Annotated in this window: 24 protein-coding genes and 1 tRNA gene; 2 read left to right on the forward strand and 23 right to left on the reverse strand. The window is 69.4% G+C overall.

All coding sequences use genetic code 11. The features are described 5' to 3' along the window. Positions 1-2 precede the first annotated feature (2 nt). The 12 genes from JI746_RS14180 to JI746_RS14235 all read right to left on the reverse strand — a co-directional run bounded on the left by JI746_RS14180 (position 3) and on the right by JI746_RS14235 (position 9,626). Positions 3-506, reverse strand: a complete 504-nt coding sequence (locus JI746_RS14180; protein WP_201690313.1) for a hypothetical protein — start codon at positions 504-506, stop codon at positions 3-5. 152 nt (positions 507-658) lie between these two features. Continuing rightward, positions 659-1,837: a PQQ-dependent sugar dehydrogenase gene (locus JI746_RS14185; RefSeq protein WP_236599826.1), complete on the reverse strand. Its 1,179-nt coding sequence runs from the start codon at positions 1,835-1,837 to the stop codon at positions 659-661. Positions 1,838-1,871: 34 nt separating this feature from the next. Beyond that, entirely contained in the window at positions 1,872-3,209 is a 1,338-nt protein-coding gene (locus JI746_RS14190; protein WP_201690315.1) for a PQQ-dependent sugar dehydrogenase, read from the reverse strand. 364 nt (positions 3,210-3,573) lie between these two features. Next, complete coding sequence (locus JI746_RS14195; protein ID WP_201690317.1) at positions 3,574-3,951, reverse strand: HVO_A0114 family putative DNA-binding protein; 378 nt, start codon at positions 3,949-3,951, stop codon at positions 3,574-3,576. Further along, positions 3,948-4,157 carry a DUF6516 family protein gene (locus JI746_RS14200; RefSeq protein WP_330893006.1) on the reverse strand — a complete coding sequence of 70 codons (210 nt, stop codon included), beginning with the start codon at positions 4,155-4,157 and terminating at the stop codon, positions 3,948-3,950. The genes JI746_RS14195 and JI746_RS14200 overlap by 4 nt, the downstream gene beginning before the upstream one ends. Continuing rightward, complete coding sequence (locus JI746_RS14205; RefSeq protein ID WP_330893007.1) at positions 4,136-4,627, reverse strand: helicase-related protein; 492 nt, start codon at positions 4,625-4,627, stop codon at positions 4,136-4,138. The genes JI746_RS14200 and JI746_RS14205 overlap by 22 nt, the downstream gene beginning before the upstream one ends. A gap of 137 nt (positions 4,628-4,764) precedes the next feature. Beyond that, positions 4,765-4,855: transfer RNA gene (locus tag JI746_RS14210), tRNA-Ser, on the reverse strand. Between the two features lie 67 nt (positions 4,856-4,922). Continuing rightward, the gene (locus JI746_RS14215) at positions 4,923-5,729 is read right to left on the reverse strand and encodes a beta/gamma crystallin-related protein (RefSeq protein WP_201690319.1); all 807 of its coding nucleotides are present in this window, start codon (positions 5,727-5,729) and stop codon (positions 4,923-4,925) included. A 135-nt stretch (positions 5,730-5,864) separates the two neighbouring features. Then, positions 5,865-7,175: a serine--tRNA ligase gene (serS, locus tag JI746_RS14220; RefSeq protein WP_201690320.1), complete on the reverse strand. Its 1,311-nt coding sequence runs from the start codon at positions 7,173-7,175 to the stop codon at positions 5,865-5,867. Positions 7,176-7,250: 75 nt separating this feature from the next. Continuing rightward, positions 7,251-8,192 (reverse strand): threonine/serine dehydratase, encoded by a 942-nt coding sequence (locus JI746_RS14225; RefSeq protein WP_201690321.1) that lies wholly within the window; start codon positions 8,190-8,192, stop codon positions 7,251-7,253. Positions 8,193-8,212: 20 nt separating this feature from the next. Continuing rightward, a complete protein-coding gene (gene ispH / locus JI746_RS14230) occupies positions 8,213-9,148 on the reverse strand; it encodes a 4-hydroxy-3-methylbut-2-enyl diphosphate reductase (protein ID WP_201690322.1) in 936 nt (311 codons plus the stop codon). Between the two features lies 1 nt (position 9,149). Beyond that, complete coding sequence (locus tag JI746_RS14235) at positions 9,150-9,626, reverse strand: FKBP-type peptidyl-prolyl cis-trans isomerase (protein ID WP_236599828.1); 477 nt, start codon at positions 9,624-9,626, stop codon at positions 9,150-9,152. A 56-nt stretch (positions 9,627-9,682) separates the two neighbouring features. On the opposite strand from JI746_RS14235, the gene radC reads away from it, so the two are divergent. Continuing rightward, a complete protein-coding gene (gene radC, locus JI746_RS14240) occupies positions 9,683-10,360 on the forward strand; it encodes a RadC family protein (protein WP_201690461.1) in 678 nt (225 codons plus the stop codon). Next, positions 10,357-10,992, forward strand: coding sequence for a Smr/MutS family protein (locus tag JI746_RS14245; protein WP_201690324.1), 636 nt, complete (start codon positions 10,357-10,359; stop codon positions 10,990-10,992). Before radC ends, JI746_RS14245 begins: the two co-directional genes overlap by 4 nt. Here the strand turns inward: JI746_RS14245 and JI746_RS14250 are convergent. From JI746_RS14250 to JI746_RS14300, 11 genes are all read right to left on the reverse strand, one after another. Beyond that, on the reverse strand, positions 10,979-11,986 hold the full coding sequence (locus tag JI746_RS14250; RefSeq protein WP_201690325.1) for a M48 family metalloprotease: 1,008 nt from the start codon (positions 11,984-11,986) through the stop codon (positions 10,979-10,981). The two genes, JI746_RS14245 and JI746_RS14250, sit on opposite strands and share 14 nt — an antisense overlap. Before the next feature lie 11 nt (positions 11,987-11,997). After that, the gene (locus JI746_RS14255; protein ID WP_408004103.1) at positions 11,998-12,588 is read right to left on the reverse strand and encodes a LemA family protein; all 591 of its coding nucleotides are present in this window, start codon (positions 12,586-12,588) and stop codon (positions 11,998-12,000) included. A 54-nt stretch (positions 12,589-12,642) separates the two neighbouring features. Continuing rightward, complete coding sequence (locus JI746_RS14260) at positions 12,643-13,047, reverse strand: group II truncated hemoglobin (protein ID WP_201690327.1); 405 nt, start codon at positions 13,045-13,047, stop codon at positions 12,643-12,645. A 22-nt stretch (positions 13,048-13,069) separates the two neighbouring features. Continuing rightward, a complete protein-coding gene (locus tag JI746_RS14265; RefSeq protein WP_201690329.1) occupies positions 13,070-15,595 on the reverse strand; it encodes an ABC transporter permease in 2,526 nt (841 codons plus the stop codon). Between the two features lie 25 nt (positions 15,596-15,620). After that, positions 15,621-17,036: a C13 family peptidase gene (locus JI746_RS14270; RefSeq protein ID WP_201690331.1), complete on the reverse strand. Its 1,416-nt coding sequence runs from the start codon at positions 17,034-17,036 to the stop codon at positions 15,621-15,623. Between the two features lie 34 nt (positions 17,037-17,070). Beyond that, positions 17,071-17,931, reverse strand: coding sequence for a formate dehydrogenase accessory sulfurtransferase FdhD (locus tag JI746_RS14275; RefSeq protein ID WP_201690333.1), 861 nt, complete (start codon positions 17,929-17,931; stop codon positions 17,071-17,073). 67 nt (positions 17,932-17,998) lie between these two features. Continuing rightward, positions 17,999-18,586, reverse strand: coding sequence for a hypothetical protein (locus JI746_RS14280; RefSeq protein WP_201690335.1), 588 nt, complete (start codon positions 18,584-18,586; stop codon positions 17,999-18,001). Between the two features lie 14 nt (positions 18,587-18,600). Continuing rightward, a complete protein-coding gene (locus tag JI746_RS14285) occupies positions 18,601-19,866 on the reverse strand; it encodes a formate dehydrogenase subunit gamma (protein WP_201690336.1) in 1,266 nt (421 codons plus the stop codon). After that, the gene (locus JI746_RS14290; protein ID WP_201690337.1) at positions 19,850-20,080 is read right to left on the reverse strand and encodes a hypothetical protein; all 231 of its coding nucleotides are present in this window, start codon (positions 20,078-20,080) and stop codon (positions 19,850-19,852) included. Before JI746_RS14290 ends, JI746_RS14285 begins: the two co-directional genes overlap by 17 nt. Further along, positions 20,077-20,694, reverse strand: a complete 618-nt coding sequence (gene fdh3B / locus JI746_RS14295) for a formate dehydrogenase FDH3 subunit beta (RefSeq protein WP_201690338.1) — start codon at positions 20,692-20,694, stop codon at positions 20,077-20,079. Before fdh3B ends, JI746_RS14290 begins: the two co-directional genes overlap by 4 nt. A 16-nt stretch (positions 20,695-20,710) precedes the next feature. Next, entirely contained in the window at positions 20,711-23,677 is a 2,967-nt protein-coding gene (locus JI746_RS14300; protein ID WP_201690339.1) for a formate dehydrogenase subunit alpha, read from the reverse strand. Between the last annotated feature and the right edge of the window lie 7 nt (positions 23,678-23,684).

Below are 23,684 nucleotides of genomic sequence, written 5' to 3' on the forward strand. Positions count from 1 at the left end.
CGTCAGCGGCCGTCGTGGTCCGAGTCGCCGGGGACGGCGCGCTCGACCGCGTTGCCCGCACGATGCCAGGCATCGCGCGTGGCGTGCTTCGCGCGCTCCCATTCGAGCGACGAGCTGCCGCGGGCGCTGTTCCAGTCGCGGCTCAGTTCGGGCTCGACTTCGTCATAGGAGCGATCCGGATAGCGCGAGTACGCGTCCACGCCATACCGGTAGGCGGGGCCGTAGTCGTCGTACTTGGCGCCGCTGGTGACATAGGGCCGGGTCGAATAGTTGTCGCGCCAGTAGGCGTCTTCCAGCGCCGGGTCCGCTTTCCTGCGGCCGGCGATGGCGCCCACCGCGGCACCGACAGCGGCACCCACCGCCGCGCCGACCGGTCCGGTCATGCCGCCGACGGCCGCACCTGCAGCTGCTCCGCCCGCGACCCCACCGACGACCCCGCCGGCGACGGCTCCCTTGGCCGCCGGATGCTTGTCACTGTCGGATGCAATTGGCTTGCGCTCGTTCATCACTGTTCCTTCCGTGGTTGGAAGCCCCAACGGTAAGGCCTCGGCACAGGTTGCAGGACGCGCCTTCGCCTCACGCGCATGTCAGCCGATACGCACAGGGCAACGTGCGAGCTCACCTGTGACGACACCGCCGCGCGCCGCGCGACCGCTTGCTAGCGGAACTCCCGGTCGATGCGCAGCACCTGTCCTGCGTCCGTCAGCACGTACAACTCCTTCTGCCCGTCCTCGCCGAAGGAGATGACCGTCCCCATGCTGGCGATGAATTGCCGGGGATCGGTGGCGACGCCGCCGCTGAACACGAAGCTGCGCAGCCAGCCGCTGCAAAGGTCGGAATAGAAATACCGGCCCTGGATCTCCGGGATGGCGCTTCCGCGGTAGACGAAGCCGCCGGTGATCGAACATCCGCCGTTCGCGTCGTGCGCATACTCCAGCACCGGCAAGGTGATCCCTGTCCTGTTGCAGGGGGTCGCGCCCAAGCAGGACGAACCTTCCATGACATTCCAGCCGTAGTTGAGCCCTGCGCTGTCGGCGGGGTTGACGTCGACCTCCTCGATGCGATCCTGCCCGACATCGGCGATGTAGAGGCGACCGGTCGGAGCATCGAACGCGTAGCGCCACGGATTGCGCAGTCCGTACGCCCAGATCTCGCCGCGCCGGTTCGGCTGCCCCACGAAGGGATTGGCGGATGGAATCGCGTAGGGTGCCGCCGCGCTGGAATTCCGCACGTCGATGCGCAGGAGCTTGCCCAGCAGGGAGTCCAGGTCCTGCGCGTTGCCCAGCGGATCGCCGCCACCACCGCCATCGCCGGTCCCGAGATACAGGAAGCCATCGGGCCCGAACCGGACCAGTCCCCCCTTGTGGTTGGAGAACGCGCGGTGGGGAATCGTCAGGATGCGCAGCGGCGCCGGATCCGCGAGGTCCGGATTGCCAGCCGAAACACGAAAGCGTTCGATCGCGATGTCGCCGGTGGGCTCGGTGAAGTAGACGAAGAAAAAGCCGTTGAGGGCGTACTGCGGATCGAAGGCCATCGAGAGCAGCCCGCCTTCGCCCGTCGTCCCGACCCGGGCGGAGATGTCCAGGAAGGGCGTGCCCGATCGGGTGCCGCCTTGCACGATGACGATGCGGCCCGGGCGCTCGACCACGAAGAGACGCGCATCGCCGGCGGGCGCAGTGGCGAACATCGGTTGGTCCAGGCCCGAGGCGGCCACCGAGGTCACGAGCGTGAAGGCGCGCGGCCCAGGGGCATTCACGGCGCCGCCGCCCGCGCCCTCGTCGCCCCCGCCGCCGCAAGCAGCGAGCAACGCTGTCAGGAGCAGGGGCGCAGGCTTCATTCCACGGCTGCTGCTGAAGGGTCGCGCCGCGACGTCACCCCCCGGCCGCCACCCGCCAGACCGCATTGCCGACGTCGTCGGCGACCATCAGCGCGCCCTTGCCGTCGATCGCCACGCCCACCGGACGACCGTAGGCCTTGCCGTCCTTCGACAGGAAGCCGCCGAGGAATTCCACCGGCGGGCCCGACGGCTTTCCACCCGAGAACGGCACGAAGGCCACCTGGTAGCCCGCACGCGGCTTGCGGTTCCACGAGCCGTGCTCGCCGATGAACGCGCCGCTCGCGTAGTTCGGCGGCATGCGCGCGTCGGAGAACGCAAGCCCGAGCGGCGCCACATGCGAGCCCAGCCCGTAGTCCGGCGCGATCGCCTTCGCGACCATCTGCGGGTTCTTCGGCTTCACGCGCGCATCGACGTGCTGGCCCCAGTAGCTCCACGGCCAGCCGTAGAAGGCACCGTCCTTCACGGAGGTGAGGTAATCGGGCACGAGGTCGTTGCCCAGTTCGTCGCGCTCGTTCGCGACCACCCACAAGGCTTTCGTCTGCGGCTCCCAGGCCAGGGCCGTCGGGTTGCGCAAACCCGAGGCATAGAGGCGCTTCTGACCGGTCGCGAGGTCGATCTCCCAGATCGCCGCGCGACCCTGCTCGGAAGCCATGCCGTTGTCGCCGATGTTGCTGTTGGATCCGACCGATGCATACAGCTTCGTGCCGTCGGGCGACGCGACGATGTTCTTGGTCCAGTGGTGGTTCGCACCGGCCGGCAGGTCCGCCACCTTGACGGGTTTGGCGGTGATGCTGGTCTGGCCCGCCTGGTAGGGGACCTTCACGACGGCGTCCGCATCGGCGATGTACAACTGGTCGCCCACCAGCACCATGCCGAAGGGCGAGAACAGGCCGGACATGAATTCGCTTCGCGTTTCGGCGATGCCGTCGCCGTCCGCGTCGCGCAGCAGGATGATGCGGTTCGGGCTCGGGGTGCCCGCGCCGGCGCGCTTCTGCACCACCTTCATGCCCTTGCCGCGGATCCCCTGCGCCATCTTGTCCTTCTCGCCGTTCAGCGGCGGCGGCCGGTTGCTCTCGGCGACCAGCACGTCGCCGTTCGGCAGCGTGTACAGGTTGCGCGGATGGTCGAGGCCGGTCGCGAACGCCGTGACGCGGAAGCCCGCCGGCGCGGTGGGAGCCGCGCCCTGCGGCCATCCTTCGGCGGGCGCGATGTGGACGTTCGGAATGAATCCGTCCTTGTGCGGCGCCGGCAGCTGCGGCTGGGGTCCGACGCCGACGGGCATGCCTGGCTGCTGGGCTGCGAGCGCCGTGCAGAGAAGGGCGAGGCTGGCGGCAATTGGCGCTGCCGCGGCGCGGAGTCTGCGGGTCTTCATGGCCCGAGTCTGTTCCCGCCGGGCGCGCGGCAGTGTCAGACAAGCTCCACGCCGGATGAAGCGTCGCCTGAAGCGGCTCAGCCGCCGTGATCCTCAGCGGGGCGCCGCAGCTTCATGCCAGCACACCGTTCCCGATCAGCTTGTCCAGCCGGTCGGTGAAGCCGACTCACGCTGAGCGCGCGCAGCGCCTAGTGCCGGTCACCAAAACGAAATCCTCGCGTCGGCCAACGGCAGCCCGGAATTTACGACGGTAAAAATGGCGCATGAAGGCCGTAAGGTCCGCAAGATCGCTCGGACTGTCACACCCTGACTGCGCGCTGATACCGTTAATTTCAGCGTTGATAAAGAAGGATGCTGCCCTCTCTCATAGAACAGCCTGGAGCACCACCTTCTTGCCTGGAACCTGCAAGAATTTCATGACTCCGTGCCCGGGCAGCACGCGGCTTTCGACCAGCACGATGCCGGCATCGATCAATGCCTGGAGGTCGCGGCGCACCGCGCTGCGATCACGGTGAAGCCGGTCGGCGATTCCCTGAATGGAGTCCGGACGCTCCTTGACGGCTGCGACAAGCGCCAGCCTGCTTGGCGTCAGAGCGCGAACGAGCTCCGCCGGGTCGCCGAACGTCACCAGCGCTTCTTCGGGAATGTGTTCGCCGGCATCGGCGGCCTTGGCGATCCGGCGACCTCGTTCAAAAAAGTCGTTCTCATCGCCCAGTCCAATCGTCACCTTCTTCATCGTCATTCCCTCATCGCAAGGTAGTCCAGCTCGAACCGCTCTTCAATGTCCTCGTAGCTCAGGAACTCGATGGGCTCGACCTGCCCCATGACATGCCTGTGGTGAAAGCCATGGGCATTGTCATAGCCGACGACGCGTCCGTTGTCCACACCGCAGATTCCGTGATGGATGTAGGCCAGGTTGTACCGCGTCACCTTCCCGGTTTCGTCCACCCACACTTCCCGCCGCAAGATGCCGTTACCGCGCTTTTTGGCACGTGGTTCGTCGCATCGACGACCAGTTCGTGCAGCACCACCTGCGTGTCGCGCGGTAGCCGCGCCGCCGCTTCTCCCACATCCGCAACAACACCGGGTGACCTGAATCGACGAAGTCGATGATCCGTACGCCCGACTTCCCCGCGTGCTCGCGATGCACGGCCGGCGTACTGCTGCAGCGTGCCCTTCCACGAAACGGGCATGGCAAGGATCAAGGTGTCGAGCGGAGGATGGTCGAAGCCTTCTCCCACGAGCTTGCCGGTCGCCAGCAGAACGCGGGGCGCATCGGGCGCCAAGGCCTCCAATTCCGCCATCAGGGCACCGCGCTGCTTCTTGGACAGGCGGCCATGCAGCACGAACGGCCGTAACGCCTGCTCGGAAAGCGCCGACACAAGCGCACTGACATGCTCGGTCCGCTCCGTGAGCACCGCGCATCGTCGACTCGGAACCGCTCCAGGCGTCCATCTTCGAGTTCGTGGAGATCGCCGAAAAGACAAAAAGCCTTGATTTCTCAAGGCTTTCTGCTGCTTTCTGGGACTTAGGTGGACCCCTTGGGAAGAGGTCCTGGCGGAGCAGGAGGGATTCGAACCCTCGATACGGTGAAACCGTATACCGGATTTCGAGTCCGGCGCATTCGACCACTCTGCCACCGCTCCTGATTTCGGTTCGCGTGGTGCGAAGCCGGCGATTTTAGCACCACCGCGCGAACCGACCGGCTGCTGGCTACATCCGCGGCTCGCCCCGCTCGTTGACGATGATCGTGCTTCCTGCCGGCGGCGCGCTCATCTGCACGGTGTGCGGGGTGCCGCGGAAGTTGTACGTCACCTCGTAGTACGCCGGCGCGCCTTGCACCGTCTCGCAGCGCTGGACGTCCTGGGTCGCATAGCCCGGCGCGCCACCGCGCCCGACGTTGTTGCCCACCGCGGCGCCGGCGATCGCACCGACACCGGTGGCCGCATCCCTGCCGCTGCCGGCGCCCACCTGGTGGCCCAGGATGCCGCCGACGACCGCGCCGAGCAGGGCGCCGCCCACATTGCTGTTCGCGTTCGCGGCCGGGACGGCCTGCCGTTCCACCCAGCAACGCTGGCTGCCGGCGCCCATGATCGCCCGCACGTCCCGGATCGGGACTTCCTGCGTGCGCTCGCTGGCGCGCCGGCGATAGGCGTAGTCGCCGCCCGCAGCGGCCTGCGGTTCGAAGTCGTAGCGACGGCCTTCGCGCGCGGGGCGGATCGACGCGATGTTCCATTGCAGTCCGGTGCCGCGCAGGTCGGGGTAGTTGCCCCGGCGCAGCACGGCGCAGCGACCCTGGTAGCGCGGCCGCTCGCACACCTCCCAGCGGCCGCGCTCGACCACCACCGAAGCCGCGGTGTCGCCCAGTGCGCGACGCTCGAGGTTGCGCATCTCGCCATTGACCACGACGGAATGCCCGCGGAATCCCTCCCGCTCATACAGGACGATCTGGGCCATCGCCTGCGAAGCGAGGACCAGGGTGGAAGCGGTCAATGCCGCCTTGATGAAGAACTTGGCCATGTGCGGGCTCCTTTCCTACAGCTGTGCGGGCCGCGGCCCGCGAGGCTGCATGATGGGCAAGCCCACCAGGACGGATGTGTAGGCGGCTGCCGCTGAGCCTTGTCGGCTGATCCCGCCGCGCTTCGCCCCGCGCGCTCAGCGCGCCAGCCGTTCCAGGCCACCCAGGTACGGCCGCAGCACCTCGGGCACGGTCACGCTGCCGTCCGCGTTCTGGCAGTTCTCCAGGATCGCCACCAGCGTGCGGCCGACGGCCAGCCCCGAGCCGTTGAGCGTGTGCACCAGCTCGTTCTTGCCCTGCGCATTCTTGAAGCGCGCCTGCAGCCGCCGCGCCTGGAAGGCCTCGCAGTTGGAGACCGAGCTGATCTCGCGGTACGTGTCCTGCGCCGGCAGCCAGACCTCCAGGTCGTAGGTCTTGGCAGCGCCGAAGCCCATGTCGCCGCTGCACAGGAGCACGACGCGGTACGGCAGGCCTAGCTTCTGCAGGACCGCCTCGGCGTGCCCGGTCATCTGCTCCAGCGCCTCATAGCTCTTCTCGGGATGCACGATCTGCACCATTTCGACCTTGTCGAACTGGTGCTGCCGGATCATGCCCCGCGTGTCGCGCCCGGCGCTGCCGGCCTCGGAGCGGAAACAGGGGGTGTGCGCGGTGAGCTTCAGCGGCAGTTGCGACTCCGCCAGCACCTCGTCGCGAACGAAGTTGGTCAGCGTCACCTCGCTGGTGGGGATCAGGTACAGCGCCTGCTGCTCCTCGTCGGCCAGGCCTTCCTGTCCGCCCTTGCTCACCGCGAACAGGTCGCCCTCGAACTTGGGCAACTGGCCGGTGCCGCGCAACGTCGCCTCGTTGGCGATGTAGGGCGTGTAGCACTCGGTGTAGCCGTGCTCCTGCGTCTGCGTGTCGAGCATGAACTGCGCGAGCGCCCGGTGCAGGCGCGCGATCTGCCCCTTCATCACCGTGAAGCGGGCGCCGGCGAGCTTCACGCCGGTGCCGAAGTCCAGGCCGAGCGGCTCGCCGATGTCGACGTGGTCCTTGACCTGGAAGTCGAAGCTGCGCGGCGTGCCCCAGCGGCGCACTTCCACGTTGGCGTGTTCGTCGGCGCCCACCGGCACGCTCTCGTGCGGCAGGTTGGGAACGGCGAGCAGCAGGCCCTGCAGCTCCGGCTGGATCTTGTCCAGGCGGGCCGCCGACCGGTCCAGTTCCACCTTGAGCTGCGCCACTTCGGCCATCACCGCGTCGGCCGACTGCCCCTTGGACTTGAGCTGGCCGATCTGCTTGGACAGCTGGTTGCGCCTGGCCTGCAGTTCCTCGGTGCGGGTCTGGATGGTCTTGCGTTCGGCCTCGAGCTTCTGGAAGGCTTCGACGTCGAGGTAGGGCTGCGGCGACTTGCGCGCCTGCAGGCGTGCGATCACCGTGTTGAGGTCTTTGCGGAGCAGGTTGACGTCGAGCATCGGCGCATTTTATTCGGCGCCCTGCGTACCATTGGTCCCAGCCACGAGAGCGCCCGGATGACGACAGCGCCCGGATTACGACAGCGTCCCCGGATCCAGGTTCGCGCCGCAGACGATCAGCGCCACCGTCTCGCCCTGGCGCGGCACATACGCCCGCGTCTGCAACGCCGCCAGCCCCAGCGCCGCGGCCGGCTCCACCGCCAGCTTGAACTCCTTCCACAGCGCGAGCTGCGCCGCCCGGATCGCCTCCTCCGGCAGCAACACCGCGTCCGCGACATGGCGCGCCGCCACGTCCCACGCGATCGCGCCGATGCGCCTGGCGCCGAGCGAGTCGGCCGCGATGCCACTGACCGCCACATCGACCGGCGCGCCGGCCTGCCGCGCGCGGTACAGCGTTGGCGCGAGCTCGGGTTCCAGGGCGATCACGCGGCTGCGCTGCTCGAACCAGGCCGCGATGCCAGCGATCAGGCCGCCGCCGCCCACGCTCACCAGCACGGCCTCCGGCGTGCGGCCGCCCTGCTCCTCCATCTCCAGCGCGAGGGTGCCCGCACCGGCGACCACCTCCGGCTGGTCATAGGCGTGCGTGAGCAAGGCCCCGGTCTCGCGCTGGCGCGCGAGGCACGCCTCCAGGGCGTCGGCGTAGGCGGCGCCCGTCACGACGACATCCGCACCGAGCTCGCGCAGCTTGCGCTGCTTGGCCGCGCTGCTCACGGTGGGCACGAACACCTCGCACTTCACGCCCAGCGCGCGCGCCGCCGCGGCCGTGGCGATGCCGGCGTTGCCGCCCGACGCGACGATCACGCCGCTGGCGGGGATGGGATGCGCGAGCAGGCGGTTGTACATGCCGCGCGCCTTGAAGCTGCCGGAGACCTGCAGGTGTTCGAGCTTGAGCCAGACCTCGCGGCAGTCGACGCCGAGCGCGGCGCCCGGAAGCGGCCACAGGGGCGTGCGGCGGATGAAGCGGCGGCCGTCGTCGCGCAGGCGCGCGGCGGCCAGTTCGATGGCGTGCCTGTCCATGCGCCGCACTGTAGCGGCGATTACTGCTTCAGGCCCTTGGGCAGCGGGAACTTCACCGTCTCCACGATGCCGTCCATCTTGCGCACCGCCACCGCGCCGAGCTCCTTGATCCGTTCGATGACGTGTTCGACCAGCACTTCGGGCGCGGAGGCGCCTGCCGTGAGGCCCACGCGCGTCTTGCCTTGCAGCCATTCGGCCTTCAGCTCGTCGGCGTGGTCGACCATGTAGCTGGGCACGCCCAGCTTGCGCGCAAGCTCCGCCAGCCGGTTGCTGTTGGAACTGGTGGGGCTGCCCACCACGATCATCACGTCCACCTCGCGCGAGAGCATCTTGACCGCGTCCTGCCGGTTCTGCGTGGCATAGCAGATGTCCTGCTGCTTGGGCTGGCGGATGGCCGGGAAGCGCGCCTTGATGGCGGCCATGATCTCCGCGGCGTCGTCCACCGAGAGCGTGGTCTGCGTGACCACTGCCAGCCGCTCGGTCTGGCCCGGCTGCACCTGCGCGACGCCGGCCACGTCCTCCACCAGGTGGATGCCGTGATCGAGCTGCCCCATCGTGCCCTCCACTTCGGGGTGGCCCTTGTGGCCGATCATGATGAACTCGTAGCCCTCCCTGGCCAGCTTCGCCACTTCGATGTGGACCTTGCTCACCAGCGGGCAGGTGGCGTCGAAGACGTGGAAGCCGCGCGCAGCCGCTTCGGCCTGCACCGCCTTGCTCACGCCGTGGGCGGAGAAGACCAGGGTGGCACCGGGGGGAACCTCGTCGAGGTCCTCGATGAAGATCGCGCCCTTGGACTTCAGGTCGTTGACGACGAAGGTGTTGTGCACGATCTCGTGGCGCACGTAGATCGGCGCGCCGAAGCGGGCCAGCGCCCGCTCGACGATCTCGATGGCGCGGTCGACGCCGGCGCAGAAGCCGCGCGGTTCGGCCAGCAGGATTTCCTGGGGAGCGGCCACGTCAGATCACCCCGATCAGCTGCACCTCGAAGGTGACAGGCTGGCCCGCGAGCGGGTGGTTGAAGTCCAGGAGGACCTCGTCCGGGTGGCCGTCGCCGTCGGCGTCCGCACCGAGCTCCTTCACCGCCCCGGCATACTGGCCGCCGCCGCCCGGAGTGGGAAATTTCACCACGTCACCCACGGAATATTTCACGTTCGGGTCGCCCACTTGCACCAGCAGCTTGCGTGCGATCCAGCGCACCATCTCCGGGTTGCGCTCTCCGAAGGCTTCGCCCGCGGGGATCTCGAATCGCGTGCGGGTCCCCTCTTCCAGCCCCAGCAGGCGCTGCTCGATGGCGGGCGAAAGCTCGCTGTTGCCCAGCGTCAGCGTCGAGGGCTTGCCCTCGAAGGTGTTGATGATGTCGCCGTCGGGGCCCGCGAGCCGGTAGTGCAGCGTGAGGAAGGAGCCCGGTTGCACCCGGGGCAGGGAGGAGGCCATGGAAGTCCCGATAAACTGGCCCTCCATTCTAGGAAGTCGGGACCAGGGGCACGATGATGGCGCTCAAAGACCTCCCGGCGGACGCGCGCCCGCGCGAGAAGCTGCTGGCGCGCGGGGCCGCCGCCCTGAGCGACACCGAGCTGCTCGCGCTGCTGCTGCGCACGGGCACCGCCGGCCGCGGCGTCCTGAACATGGCGGAGGACGTCCTGCTGCGCTTCGGCGGGCTGGCCGGCCTGCTGCACGCCGGCAGCGAGGAACTGCGCAAGGTCCATGGCCTGGGCGGCACCGCCAAGCGCTCGGAACTGATCGCCGTGCTGGAGCTCGCGCGCCGCGCCGTCTGCGAGCAGTTGCGCGCCCGCGAGGTGTTCGGCTCGCCGGAGGCCGTGAAGAATTACCTGCAGCTGCACCTGGCGCGGCGTCCCCACGAGGTGTTTGCGGCCTTGTTCCTCGATGCGCAGAACCGCCTGATCGCGATGGAAGAACTCTTCCGCGGCACGCTGACTCAGACCAGCGTGTACCCGCGCGAAGTCGTCCTGAAATCGCTGCAGCACCACGCCGCCGCCGTGGTGCTGGCCCACAATCACCCGAGCGGCACGGTGCAGCCCTCGCGCGCCGACGAAGCGCTCACGCAGACGCTCAAGGCCGCCCTCGCCCTGGTCGACGTGCGCGTGCTCGATCACGTCATCGTGGCGCCGGGACAGGCGCTTTCCATGGCGGAAAAAGGATTGATTTGAAAACGAAGTCGCTGCAGGACCTGCACCACATCCGCGCCCAGATCGCGGAGCGCGAGCGCCTCGCGCGCGAGGAAGCCGCGACCCGGGCGGAGGCGCAAAAGCGCCTCGACGCCGACCGCAACCTGTTCCAGCGCGCCGCCGGGCCGGTGCAGAAGCTGCGCACGCATGGCCGCGTGCATCACCCGCCCGAGCCGGTCGCCCCCATCGCCGCCCAGCGCCAGCTCGATGACCAGCGCGTGCTCAAGGAGTCGATCAGCGACGAATTCGATGCCTCCACCCTGCTCGAAGTGGACGACGCCCTGAGCTTCCGCCGCCCCGGCATCGGCATCGACGTGGCGCGCAAGCTGCGCCGCGGCGAGTGGAGCATCCAGTCGGAGATCGACCTGCACGGCCTGCGCACCGACGACGCCCGCGAGGCGCTGGCCAGCTTCCTGCGCGAAGCGGTGCGCCAGGGGCTGCGCTGCGTGCGCGTGGTGCACGGCAAGGGCCTGGGCTCGCCGGGCAAGACGCCCGTCCTCAAGGGCAAGGTGCACAGCTGGCTGGTGCAGAAGAACGAGGTGCTGGCCTTCGTGCAGGCGCGCGGCGACGAGGGCGGGGCCGGCGCCGTGGTCGTCCTGCTCAAACCCACGTGACTTCGGTGGCGCCCGTCTCCTTCAGCGGCAGCGGCGGCATGGGCCGGCCGTAGAGGCGCTGCACGCGCAGCGCGAGCGGCGGATGGGCGTCGAACCAGCCGCCGCGTTCGGTCAGGCGCGCCAGCAGCAGCAGGTGCTGCACCGAGACCGGCCAGGGCGGGTCGGCCCGCATCCGGTCCGCCTGCGCCTTCTGCGTCATCGCCTTGCGCAGCACGCCGCCCAGGCCGTCGCGGCTGCGGGTCCACTGCACGGCTCGCGCGTCGGCGAGGAATTCGCGCTGGCGCGCCACCGAGGCCTGCAGGGCGCGCCCGGCCCACCAGCCGACCGAGCCGATGGCCATGATGGCGTTGCCGAACAGCACGGCCACGCCGCCGCGCTCGCGGACCACGTCGCCGAAACCCCACACCAGCTCCAGCCCGGAGACCATGCCGGCCAGCTGCATGTTCAGGCGGCTGTCGCCTTCGTGGATGTGGCTGCACTCGTGGGCCACCAGGCCCTGCAGTTCCTCGCGCGTGAGCAGGTCGAGTGCGCCCTGCGTGACCGCCACCACCGCGTCGTCCTCGTCCCAGCCGGCGGCGAAGGCATTGATCGCCTCGTGCCGCGGCATCACCATCACCATGGGTCGCGGCATGTTGGCGGCGATGCAGACCTCGTCGACGATGTTGCACAGGCGCTGTTCCGCCTGCGAGGTGGCGGGGCGCGCCTCGCGCGCACCGACGCGGCGGGCCAGCCGCTCGGCGCCGCCCGCCATCTGCAGGCTGGAGGTCTCGATCCACCAGCCGCCCAGCACCAGCAACAGCGTGACGCCGACGTTGACCGTGAAGAACAGGCGAGGGAAATCGAGCGGGAACGGCGAGAACAGCTTCAGCAGCCCCCAGCACAGCACCAGGGCCAGGTGCACGCCGATCACCGTCGCCGTCACGGCGAGGGCGAACAGGAACAGCAGCCGCAGCGTCTCTCCGCGGGCGGCGTCCTGCTGCTCGAAGAAGCGCACGGCGCGTTGGCTCAGAAGGCCAGGCGGGGCGCCTCGCGCTCCTGGGCGTTCTGGGTCGACTGCATCATGGCGGCCGGCGCGAAGCCGAAGAGCCGGGCCGCGACCAGGGTCGGGAACTGCATGGCCGCATCGTTGTACGCCAGCACTTCGTCGTTGTACGCCTGGCGGGCGAAGCCGATGCGGTTCTCGGTGGACGTGAGTTCCTCGCTCAGCGACTGCATGGTGGCATCGGCCTTGAGTTCCGGATAGGCCTCCGCCACCGCCATCAGGCGGCCCATGCTGCCGCCCAGGTCGCGTTCGGCGGCCGCGAGCACCGTCACCACGGCGGCATCGGTCGGACGCGCCCGCGCGGCGGCCGCTGCGGTCACCGCCGCACCGCGGGCGCGGGCCACCGCCTCCAGCGTCGAAGCTTCATGGGTGAGGTAGCGCTTGGCCACTTCCACCAGGTTGGGAATCAGGTCGTAGCGGCGCTTGAGCTGCACGTCGATCTGCGCGTAGGCGTTGGCGATGCGGTTGCGCCGCTGCACCAGCGCGTTGAATGCGGCCACGATCCACACGACCAGGGCGGCCAGGGCCGCCACGACGATCCAGGTTGCTGACACCACGCTGAACCTCCTTCCCATTGACCCGACCATGATAAGGCCGGGCCTGCCAGCTCAACCGGGCGTATTGCGCATCCAGTCAGCTGTCTGGAAGAAAGAGTGGCGCAGGCGCTCCCGCAGGTCCGGCGGAACGCCGGTTTCGCTCATCGCCTGGTCCATGCAGGCGAGCCACTGGTCCCGTTCGACCGTGCCGATGGTGAAGGGCATGTGCCGCATCCGCAGCCGGGGGTGGCCGACGCGGTCGGTGTAATGCTGCGGCCCGCCCAGCCAGCCGCACAGGTACCAGAACAGATGCTGGCGCGCCCGTTCCAGCTCGGTGCCGTGGGCAGCGCGCAGTTCGGCGTACTTGGCCTCCAGGTCCATCAGGTCGTAGAAGCGGTCGACCAGGGCCTGGATCTTCTCCTCGCCGCCGATCCACTCGTAAGGCGTCGCGTACGGCGGCTTGTCTTGAATCTCCATGGCGGAGATTCTCCCAAAGACGCTATTCGGCCGCCCGCCGCAAGGTCTCCACCACCGGGCGGCCCAGCACCTCGCGCAGGCCCCACCAGCCGGCCGCCAGCGCCAGCACGGCGCCCGCCACCGCCCCGACCAGGGGCACGAAGGGCGACGCCGTCCACGCGAAGTCGAAGGCGTACTTCGCCAGCGCCCAGCCCACGACGGAGGCCACGACGCTGGCCAGGAAGCCCGCCAGCAGCCCGATCCCCACCAGCTCCGCCCGCTGCACCTGCCGCAGCAGCGAACTGCGGGCGCCGACCGCTCGCATGATCGCGAATTCGCGGGCGCGTTCCTCGCGCGTCGCCGTCACCGCGGCGAACAGCACCACCACGCCGGCGGCCAGCGTGAACCCGAAGAGGAATTCCACCGCGCGGATCACCTGGTCCACGACGCCCTGCACCTGGTTCAGCGTGGCCGTCATGTCCACGTCCGTGATGTTCGGGAATTCGCGCACCAGCGCGTTGTCGAAGCCCTTGCGCTCGGGCGCGCGGAAGGCGCCCATGTAGGTGACCGGCATGTCGGGCAAGGCGCTCACCGGGTACATGACGAAGAAATTCGCCCGCATCGAGCCCCAGTCCACCTTGCGCAGCGAGGTGATGCGCGCCTCGCTGGTGGTGCCCGCCACGTCGAAGCGCAGCGTGTCGCCCAGTCGCAGGCCCAGCGTGGTGGCCAGGCCCTCCTCCACGCTGATCGCATCCTTCTCCTCCGGCACCCACTTCCCGGCGACCACCTGGTTGTGGTCCGGCTGCTGCACGGCGAAGGAGAGGTTGAATTCGCGGTCCACGAGCCGGCGCGCCCGGTCGTCGGTGAAGTCGTCGGGCGCGACCGCGCGTCCGTTCACCGCCACCAGCCGGCCGCGGAACATGGGATACCAGTCCAGGCGCTGCACGCCCGCGCCGCGCAGGCGCGCGAGGAAGGCCTCGCTCTGCTCCGGCATCACGTTGATGACGAAGCGGTTCGGCGCGTCCGCCGGCGTCGCCTGGCGCCAGCTCGCGATCAGGTCCGTGCGCAGCAGCACCAGCAGCACGAGCGCGAGCAGGCCCACGGCGAGCGCGCTGCTCTGGACCACCGCGTAGGCCGGACGCGCGCCGATCTGGCGCGTGGCCAGCACCAGCCAGCGCGGCGCCGTCGCCTCGTTCACGACGCGCCGCAACAGCTGCACCGCCAGCCAGCTCAGGCCGGCGAACACCAGCACCGCGCCGGCGAAGCCGCCCACGGCGATGCCTCCCAGCTTCACGTCGCTGCTCGCGGCCAGCAGCAGCGCGGCGAAGCCGGCGACGCCGATCCCGAGCACCAGCAAGGACGCCGGCTTGAGGTTGCCCACATCGCGGCGGATCACGCGCAGCGCCGGCACCTGCGCGAGCTGCAGCACCGGCGGCAGCCCGAAGGCGAACAGCAGCGTGAGCCCCATGCCGAGGCCGAACAGCACCGGCCACACGCCCGGGGCCGGCAGCCGGCTTTCCACCAGCCCGCCCAGCAGCGCGACGAACACGAAGTGCACCGCGAAGCCGAGCGCCACGCCCAGCCCGCTGGCGAACAGCCCCACCAGCGTGAATTCGAAGGCGTAGCTGCCGGCGATGGTGCGCTGGCTCTGGCCCAGCACGCGCAGCATGGCGCAGTCGTCCAGGTGCCGGCTGGCGAAGCCGCGCGCCGCCAGCGCCACGGCCACCGCGCTCAGGAGCGCCGCCAGCAAGGCGACCAGGTTCAGGAATTTTTCCGCCCGGTCCAGCGTCTGCCGCATTTCCGGCCGGCCCCCTTCCAGCGACTCGACCCGCACGCCCCGCACCTCGGGACCCTGCGCCTGCGCCTGCGCCCACTGCGAAAAGCGCGCCACCGCGCGGGGATCCTCGCCGGCGACGGCGAAGCGCCAGGTGATCCGGCTGGCCGGCTGCACGAGCCGCGTGGCCGGCAGGTCGTCCACATGGATCATCGCCCGCGGCGCGAAGCTCAGGAAGCCGGCGCCGCGGTCCGGCTCCAGCGTGATGACGCGGGAGATGCGCAACTGCGCGTCCCCGAGCAACAGCGGATCGCCGACGACCAGGCCCAGCGACTCGAGCAAGGCAGCGTCGACCCAGGCCTCGCCGCGCTGCGGGACCTCGCTGGTGGCGCGTCCCGGCCCTTCCGCATCCTGCGCCACCTGCAGGTGGCCGCGCAGCGGATAGCCGGTGGGCACCGCCTTCAGCGCCACCAGCCGGCTGGCGCCGCCCTTGGCGTCGGGCGCACGCGCCATCGAGGGGAACACCAGGGTGGTGACGCTGCGCAGGCCGAGGCTGCGCGCCTGCTGCTCGAACGCCGCCGGGGTGGGCTGGTCGCTCACCACCACCGCGTCGCCGCCCAGGAGCTGGCGCGCATCGCGCTCGAGGCCGCGCTGGAGCCGATCGGCGAAGAAGCCCACCGCGGTGAGCGCCGCCACCGCGAGGGTGACGGCGACGATCAGCAGGCGCAGTTCCCCGCCGCGCAGGTCGCGCCACAGCGTGCGCCAGCCGAGGGACCAGGCCGAATGGAATGCCACGTGTTCTATCCCGGGTTTCGTTGCGTCAGGGACGCGCTGCAGGCGGCCCCGACTCCAGCCGCGACGCCAGGTCCTTCAGCAGGGGCTTGAGGCCCTCGCCGACGCTGATCTGGGGGTTGGAAAAGCCGTCCGGCTTGCCCGCCTCCTGCTCGCGCTGGCGGATCACCGGCACGGCGGCGGCAAAGGCCTGCTCGAAGGAGTGCGTGCGACGCAGCTGCTCGTCGAACAGGGCGCGGCCGAAGAACGTGAGCTCGGACAGGCGGCCGCAGCCATACGAGGTGTGGTCCGCGTCCGCCGCCGTCATCACCAGCGTGGTGTTGCTCGCCAGCGGACCGAGCCAGCCGCCGGAGTAGCAGGCGGAGACCGCGATCACGCGGTTGCGGATGCCCGCTTCGTCGAGCGCCACGCGCAGCTCGCCGGGGCTGATCGCGTCGACGCTCAGGGGCGGATGCGCGGCGGCGAGCTGGAAGTCGCGCGCGGCGTGCGAAGTGAGGTAGACCACCAGCAGGTCGTGCTCGCGGTCCATGCGCCGGGCGATGGCGTCGATCGCGCGCTTCAGGTTGATCGGCGTGGCCCAGGGCAGCGATCCGACGGTGTCGACGTGGTTCACGAGCTGCAGCACGCGGCCGCGGGCGTCGAAGCGCTGCGCCAGGACGTCGGCGACCAGCGTGCTTTCGTTCAGGAACACGTCTTCGGCCGCGTAGGGCGCGAAGACCAGGCCGTAGACGTCGGTCACGCCCGGGCGCTGGGGCGCCAGCGACTCCACCGCACGCTCGAACACCGACTGCTGGATCTCGAAGCTCTCCTGCGTCAACGCCAGCTTCGGCGCTTCGTCCATCGAGGCCGATTGCGGAACCTCCCAGGGCCGCTCCGGAAACTGCCAGGCCGTGACGGCGAAGATCAGGACCAGGCCGGCAAGCAGGGCCACCAGCCGCCGCCGGTGCAGCCCGAAACTGCGCGCGAGCACCACCGCGATCGCCAGCGACCAGGCCCAGAGCAGCACATAGCTGCCCCATGCGAACAGGGCCGAGCCGGCCAGCGCCTGCGGCAGCACGCCTTGCGCCTGGGCGATCCCCAGGGCCTGCGAGACGGTGCCGGGCACCAGGGCTGCCACCAGCCAGAGCGCCAGCCAGCTGGCGGCGCCCGGCTGCCGCGCCTCGCCGTCACCCGGACGCAGGGCGAGCAGCGGCCACAGGAGCGCCAGCATGGCGGCGACCGACCAGAAGGGCGCGAGCCAGGCCCGCACGCTGAATTGGGCCGGGCCGTCGATTTCGAAGCGGCCCAGGACGATCTCGACGCCGGTGGACAGCAGCACGAGCAGCAGCAGTTCGCGCGGTCGCACCTGCGCGCTGCCCATGCGCGGGCGGCGCAGGAAGGCGGCCCGCAGCCCCTCGCGCAGCCAGCCGCGCAGGCTGGGCCGCTCGGGGATGGTGTCGTTCATGGCCGCATCATGCCAAAGCGCGCCGGCACTTCCGTCACTGCGCGGCGCGCAGGCGGGTGCCGGCCAGCTCCGGCTGCAGCACCAGGCGCTCCGGTGTCGTGTAGCAGAGGAAGCGGCGGTTGGTCGCGCGCCCGATCGCGCACAGGCCGATGCGCTCGGCGATCTCGTAGCCCATCTGCGTGATGCCGCTGCGCGAGACGACCACGGCCACGCCCATCTGCGCCGACTTGATCACCATCTCGCTGGTGAGGCGCCCGGTGGTGTAGAACACCAGCGGCTCGTCGGCCGTCGGCGCGAGCGGCGCCTCCTGTTCGCGCAGCCACATCCAGCCGGCGATGGTGTCGATCGCGTTGTGGCGGCCGACATCCTCCACGAACAGCAGCATCTCCTCGCCGCGAAAGAGCGCGCAGCCGTGCACCGAGCCGGCGGACTTGTACGTGCTTTCCTGCAGCCGGATCGCGTTCACGATGCCGTAAAGCTGCGCCTGCGTGATGCGCGCTTCGGGCAGCGGGGCGCTGTCGATTTCCTCCATCATGTGGCCGAACACGCTGCCCTGCCCGCAGCCGGTGGTGACCACGCGGTGCGCCGTGCGTTCCTCGATGCGTTCGATGCCCGCGTGGGTCTTGACGGCGGCGGCGTTCACCTCCCAGTCCACCGTCACCGATTCGATGGCATCCGGCGAGTCGACCAGGCGCTGGTTGCGCAGGTAGCCGAGCACCAGCCATTCGGGATGCGCGCCCAGCGTCATGAGCGTGACCAGCTCGCGCCGGTCGACGTACAGCGTGAGGTCGCGCTCCGCGGGGATGGAGAGGCTCTCCTCCTCGCCGAATTCGTTGACGGTCCGCACGCTGCGCGTGAGCGGCGCGCGGGCTTCGGTGAGCACGGGGCGGGTCATGGCCCGGAGGCTACCGCAAACACAAAGGCCAGCCGCGGGGGCTGGCCTTGGAACCGTGGGCGCGCGTCTACTGCTTGGGCGTGCCGCCGGTCTTGCCGGAGGTCATGGTGCCCGACTCGGCCCGCACGCTCGGCGGGCTGGTCGCGGTGGCCGCGGGCGAATGGGCGCCCGAGGTTTCCAGCGGCTTCTGCTCCGGCGGGGCGTAGGCGAAGGGGCCCGGGTCGCCGCAAGGCGGGATGGTGACGGCGTTCGGCGCGGCGACGGTGGCGACCGGCGTGCTGCCACCCTGCGAGGCCGAAGCGGCCGTGGGGGTGGGCGGCTTGGCTGGCGCTGGCGCCGCCGCCGCCGTGGTCGTGGGTGCAGGCGTCGCGGTGGCGGCCGCCGGCGCCCCTGGTGCGGCGGCCGTCGGCGTCATCCCGGCGGCGCCCGGGGCGGCTGCAGTTGCTTGCTTCGGTTCCGGGTGGCTCGACTTGTACTTCGCGGCGATCTGGTTCTGCACCTGGCACAGCTTGAAGGCATCGACCTTGCCCTGCCAGGCCGACTTTGCGGCGGCTTCCGCGGCCTTGGCCTTGGCGGCCTCGTCCGGGGCCGGCAGCTTGGCCAGGGCCGTGCCGGCCACGGCCAGCGCGATGGCGGTCATCGTCAGACGGATCATGTTGTTGTCGCTCCTCAGACTGTGCGCACGGTCTGCGTGTCGTCCACGACGACCAGCGGCTTGCTGCGCTGCACCGGGATCTTGCCGGCCCTGATGTCCTCGTACCAGTAGGCGTGGTGTTCCTGCGCCCAGGGTTCGTTGACGTAGCCGTGGCGCATGGCGGTGTAGGCGCCCTTGAAACCGACGGTACCGACGTAGATGTGCACGAACAGTACGACCAGCATCAGCGCGGCGGCGGTGGCGTGGACCATGTTGGTCACCTGCATGGTCTGGCGGTCGTACAGCAGGTTGGGGATCAGCTTGTCCATCACCAGCCCGGAGCCGACGACGATCACGCCCAGCAGCAGCGTGCCGACCCAGAACACCACCTTCTCCATCGCGTTGAAGCGGTGCGAGGGCAGTTCGTTGCCGCTCAGCAGCCCACCCAGCCGCAGCAGCCAGCGCAGGTCGCCCTTCTGCGGGAAGTTGTCCCGGATGAAGGTGACGATGATCACCGCCAGCGAGACGGCGAACAGCGGGCCGAAGAAGTTGTGCAGGTTCTTCAGGAGGTAGGTGAAATAGCCGAACAGCGTGAGCCCGACCACCGGCAGCAGGAAGAACTTGCCGAACGCCATGATGATGCCGGAGATGCCGAGCACCACGAAGGCGATGGCGTTCACCCAGTGCGCCGCGCGTTCGAAGGGCGTGAAGCGCTCGATGCGCATCGGGCCGCTGTCCACCGTCGAATGGCCCAGGGGCCCCTTGACGAAGTAGAAGATCGCCAGCGCCACCGCCACGATCAGCAGCAGCGAGCCGCCGTAGGGAAGGATCCAGTTGTTGCGCGTCTCCCGCCAGGCCTGGCCGGCGGTGGTCATGCGCGAACCCGGGTACTGCACCGGCTCCTGGATCAGCACGCCCGCTTCCGGCGCCTGGCTCATGGGCAGGCTCGAGTAGCCCTGGCGGCCGGCCTGCACGCCGCGCCACATCGGCGCGTTGTTGCCTGGCTGGACGGCGTTGCGCTGGCCGTTGTTCTGCTCCATGTAGCCCGCTTCGGAGGAAGCGTCGCGCTTCACCTCGGGCTTCACGTCGAAGATGTTCTGGCCCTGGATGCCGGGGACGCCCGCGCCCTGGCCGGGCGGGATGTCGTCCGGCACCACCTTGTTCGCCGCCGGCGCACCGCCGCCCGGCGTCGCCGTGGAGCCGCTGCCGGCCGGCGTGGAGGTGGTGGACTGGGCGAGGGCGCCGCTGGCCAGCGCCAGCGTCAGCGCGCCCGCGGCGAGGACATCAAGGAACCTTGACATAGTCGTTCTGCCCATTGACGGTGCGCGTCTTGAGTTGCTGCTCCCAGTTGGCGCGGTCGCCCGGCTTCCAACCCACGGCCGTGAACGGCGGCTGCTTGTTGGTGCCGCTGAAGGGCGCGGTATCGCTCTTGATGCCGGAGGCGGTCTGCTCGCGCTCGGCGCAACCGGCCACGGCCAGCGCGGCAAGCGACAGGAGGAGGAAGGTTCTGGTCACGACTTGGCTCCGTTCGGTTGGCCGGCCTGCTTGGAGCCGTAGGCGGTGCCCCAGCCCCACACTTCCGCGCCCTTGCCGCGCTTGAGCACGCGGTTGCGGAAGATGTCCGCCACCACGTCGCCGTCGCCGGCCAGCAGCGCCTTGGTCGAGCACATCTCGGCGCAGGCGGGCAGCTTGCCCTCGGCCAGCCGGTTGCGGCCGTACTTCTCGAACTCCGCCTGCGAGCCGTTGGCCTCGGGGCCGCCGGCGCAGAAGGTGCACTTGTCCATCTTGCCGCGCACGCCGAAGGTGCCGGCGGCCGGGAACTGCGGCGCGCCGAAGGGGCAGGCATAGCTGCAATAGCCGCAGCCGATGCAGGTGTCCTTGTCGTGCAGCACCACGCCTTCCTCGGAGCGGTAGAAGCAGTTGACCGGGCACACCGCCATGCAGGGCGCGTCGGAGCAGTGCATGCACGCCACCGAGATCGAACGCTCGCCCGGCACGCCGTCGTTCAAGGTGACCACGCGGCGGCGGTTGACGCCCCAGGGCACCTCGTGCTCGTTCTTGCAGGCCGTGACGCAGCTGTTGCACTCGATGCAACGCTCGGAGTCACAGATGAATTTCATTCTTGCCATCGTGGTCTCCTCGTCTTCACGCGCGCTGCACGTCGCAGATCGTCGTCTTGGTCTCTTGCATCATGGTGACGCTGTCGTAGCCGTAGGTGGTGGCGGTGTTCACCGCCTCGCCGCGGACCACGGGGGCTGCCCCGTTCGGGTAGTACGCCAGCATGTCGTTGCCCTGCCAGCGGCCGGCGAAGTGGAACGGCATCCACACCGTGTCGGGCCCGACGCGCTCCGTGACCAGCGCCATCACGTTCAGCTGCGCGCCCGTGGGCGTGCGCAGCCAGACGCGGTCGCCCTGCTTGATGCCGCGCGAAGTGGCCGTCTGCGGGTTGATCTCGACGAAGGCTTCCTGCTGCAGTTCGGCCAGCCACGGGTTCGAACGCGTCTCGTCGCCACCGCCTTCGTATTCGGTCAGGCGGCCCGAGCTCAGGATCAGCGGGTACTTCTCGGGCAGCTTGTCGGCGATGTTCTTCTGCTGCAGCGACTTGTACAGCGTGGGCAGCCGCCAGAAGGCCTTCTTGTCGTCGTGCGTCGGGTACTTGGCGACCAGGTCCGGCCGCGTGCTGTAGATCGGTTCCCGGTGCTGCGGGATCGGATCGGGGAAGTTCCACACCACCGCGCGCGCCTTGGCATTGCCGAACGGATACACGCCGTGGTTCTTCATCGCCACCCGGATGAGGCCGCCGGAGAGGTCGGTCTTCCAGTTCTTGCCCTCGGCCGCGGCGCGTTCCGTCGGCGTGAGTTCATCCCACCACCCCAGCTTCTTGAAGAAGAGGTGGTCGATCTCGGGATAACCGGTCTGGATCTCGCTGCCGAGCGGCGCCGAGCCGTCCTCGGCCAGCAGGTTGACGCCGTCCTTCTCGACGCCGAAGTTGGCGCGGAAGCAGCCGCCGCCGTCCATCACGTGGCGCGAGGTCTGGTACAGGTTGGGCGAACCCGGGTGCTTGAGTTCAGGCGTCCCGTAGCAGGGCCACGGCAGGCCGTAGTAGTCGCCCTCGATGTCGTAGCCGGTGGTCGGGTCCTTGGCGCTGCCCTTGGCCTTGAGCGTCTTGACGTCGAATTGCCCCATCAGCTTCATGTGCGCCTTCAGGCGCTCGGGGCTCTGGCCCGTGTAGCCGATGGTCCAGTTGGACTTGTTGACTTCCCGCAGGATGTCTTCCGGCACGGGTTCGTCCATGCCCTTGACCTTCTGCATCTTGTAGTTCTTGACCAGTTCCTGCCCGAAGCCGAGCTTCTGCGCCAGCTGGTACATGATCATGTGGTCGGTGCGGCTTTCCCACAGCGGCTCGATCACCTTCTCGCGCCACTGCAGCGACCGGTTGGAGGCCGTCACCGAGCCGCTGGTCTCGAGCTGCGTGGCCGCCGGCAGCAGGTAGACCGCGCGGTTGGCGTTCAAGTCCTTCGGGTCGCCGGGCATGGCCGCCATGGCGGCGGTGGCGGACGGGTACGGGTCGACGACGACCAGCAGGTCCAGCTTGTCCATCGCGCGCTTCATTTCCAGGCCGCGCGTCTGCGAGTTCGGCGCATGGCCCCAGTAGACGACGCCGCGCAGGTTGGGATCCTGGTCGATCAGCTCGTTCTTCTCCAGCACGCCGTCGATCCAGCGCGAGACGGTGATGCCCGGCTTGGTCATCATCGTCATGTTCTGGAAGCGGCCCTTGAGCCATTCGTAGTCGACGCCCCACACCGTGGCGTAGTGCTTCCACGCGCCTTCGGCGACGCCGTAGTAGCCGGGCAGCGAGTCGGGGTTGGGGCCGATGTCGGTGGCACCCTGCACGTTGTCGTGGCCGCGGAAGATGTTGGCGCCGCCGCCCGGCACGCCGATGTTGCCCAGCGCCAGCTGCACGATGCAGGAGGCACGGACCATCGCGTTGCCGATGGAGTGCTGCGTCTGGCCCATGCACCACACGATGGTGGAAGGCCGGTTCATCGCCAGGGTCTGGGCGGCCTTGAAGACCTGCTCTTCCGGCACGCCGCACGCTTCCATCACCTTGTCGGGCGTCCACTTGGCCAGCACGTCCTCGCGGACCTTGTCCATCCCGTAGACGCGGTCGTTGATGTACTTCTTGTCTTCCCAGCCGTTCTTGAAGATGTGGTGCAGGATGCCGAACAGCAGCGGGATGTCGCCGCCGGAGCGGAAGCGGATGTACTGGTCCGCCTTGGCGGCCGTGCGGGTGAAGCGCGGGTCGCACACGATCAGCTTGGTGCCGTTCTCCTTGGCATGCAGCATGTGCAGCATGGAGACCGGGTGCGCCTCGGCGGCGTTGGAGCCGATGTACAGGGCCGCCTTGCTGTTCTGCAGGTCGTTGTACGAGTTGGTCATCGCCCCGTAGCCCCAGGTGTTGGCGACGCCGGACACCGTGGTGGAGTGGCAGATGCGGGCCTGGTGGTCGCAGTTGTTGCTGCCCCAGAGGCTCACGAACTTGCGCATCAGGTACGACTGCTCGTTCGAGTGCTTGGACGAGCCGATCCAGAACACGGACTCGGGGCCGCTGGCCTTGCGCAGGTCCTGCAGGCGGGCGCTGATCTCGTCGAGCGCCTGGTCCCAGGAGATGCGCTGGTACTTGCCGTTGACCAGCTTCATCGGGTAGCGCAGGCGGAACTCGCCGTGGCCATGCTCGCGGATGGCCGCACCCTTGGCGCAGTGGGCGCCGAGGTTGATCGGCGAGTCGAACACCGGCTCCTGGCGCACCCACACGCCGTTTTCCACCACTGCGTCGATGGCGCAGCCGACGGAGCAGTGGGTGCAGACGGTGCGCCGGACGACGACGTTGCCGTCGCCGATCGCCGGGCCCTTGCCGTCCGCGGCCTTCGCCTTCTTCACCAGCGTGAGCGAGGAAGCGGCAATGCCCACCCCGACGCCGAGGCCGGACCGGCGCAGGAAGGCGCGGCGGTCCATCGTGGGCAGCGCCGAGGACAGGCCGCGCTGCAGGCTGTGCACGAACGGCGAGCGCGGGGCAGCCTGGGTGCCACCCGTCTTCTTGGTCAGCAACATGGAACTC

Origin of the sequence: Ramlibacter alkalitolerans, from assembly GCF_016722765.1 — a bacterium.
GTDB classification, from domain to species: domain Bacteria; phylum Pseudomonadota; class Gammaproteobacteria; order Burkholderiales; family Burkholderiaceae_C; genus Ramlibacter; species Ramlibacter alkalitolerans.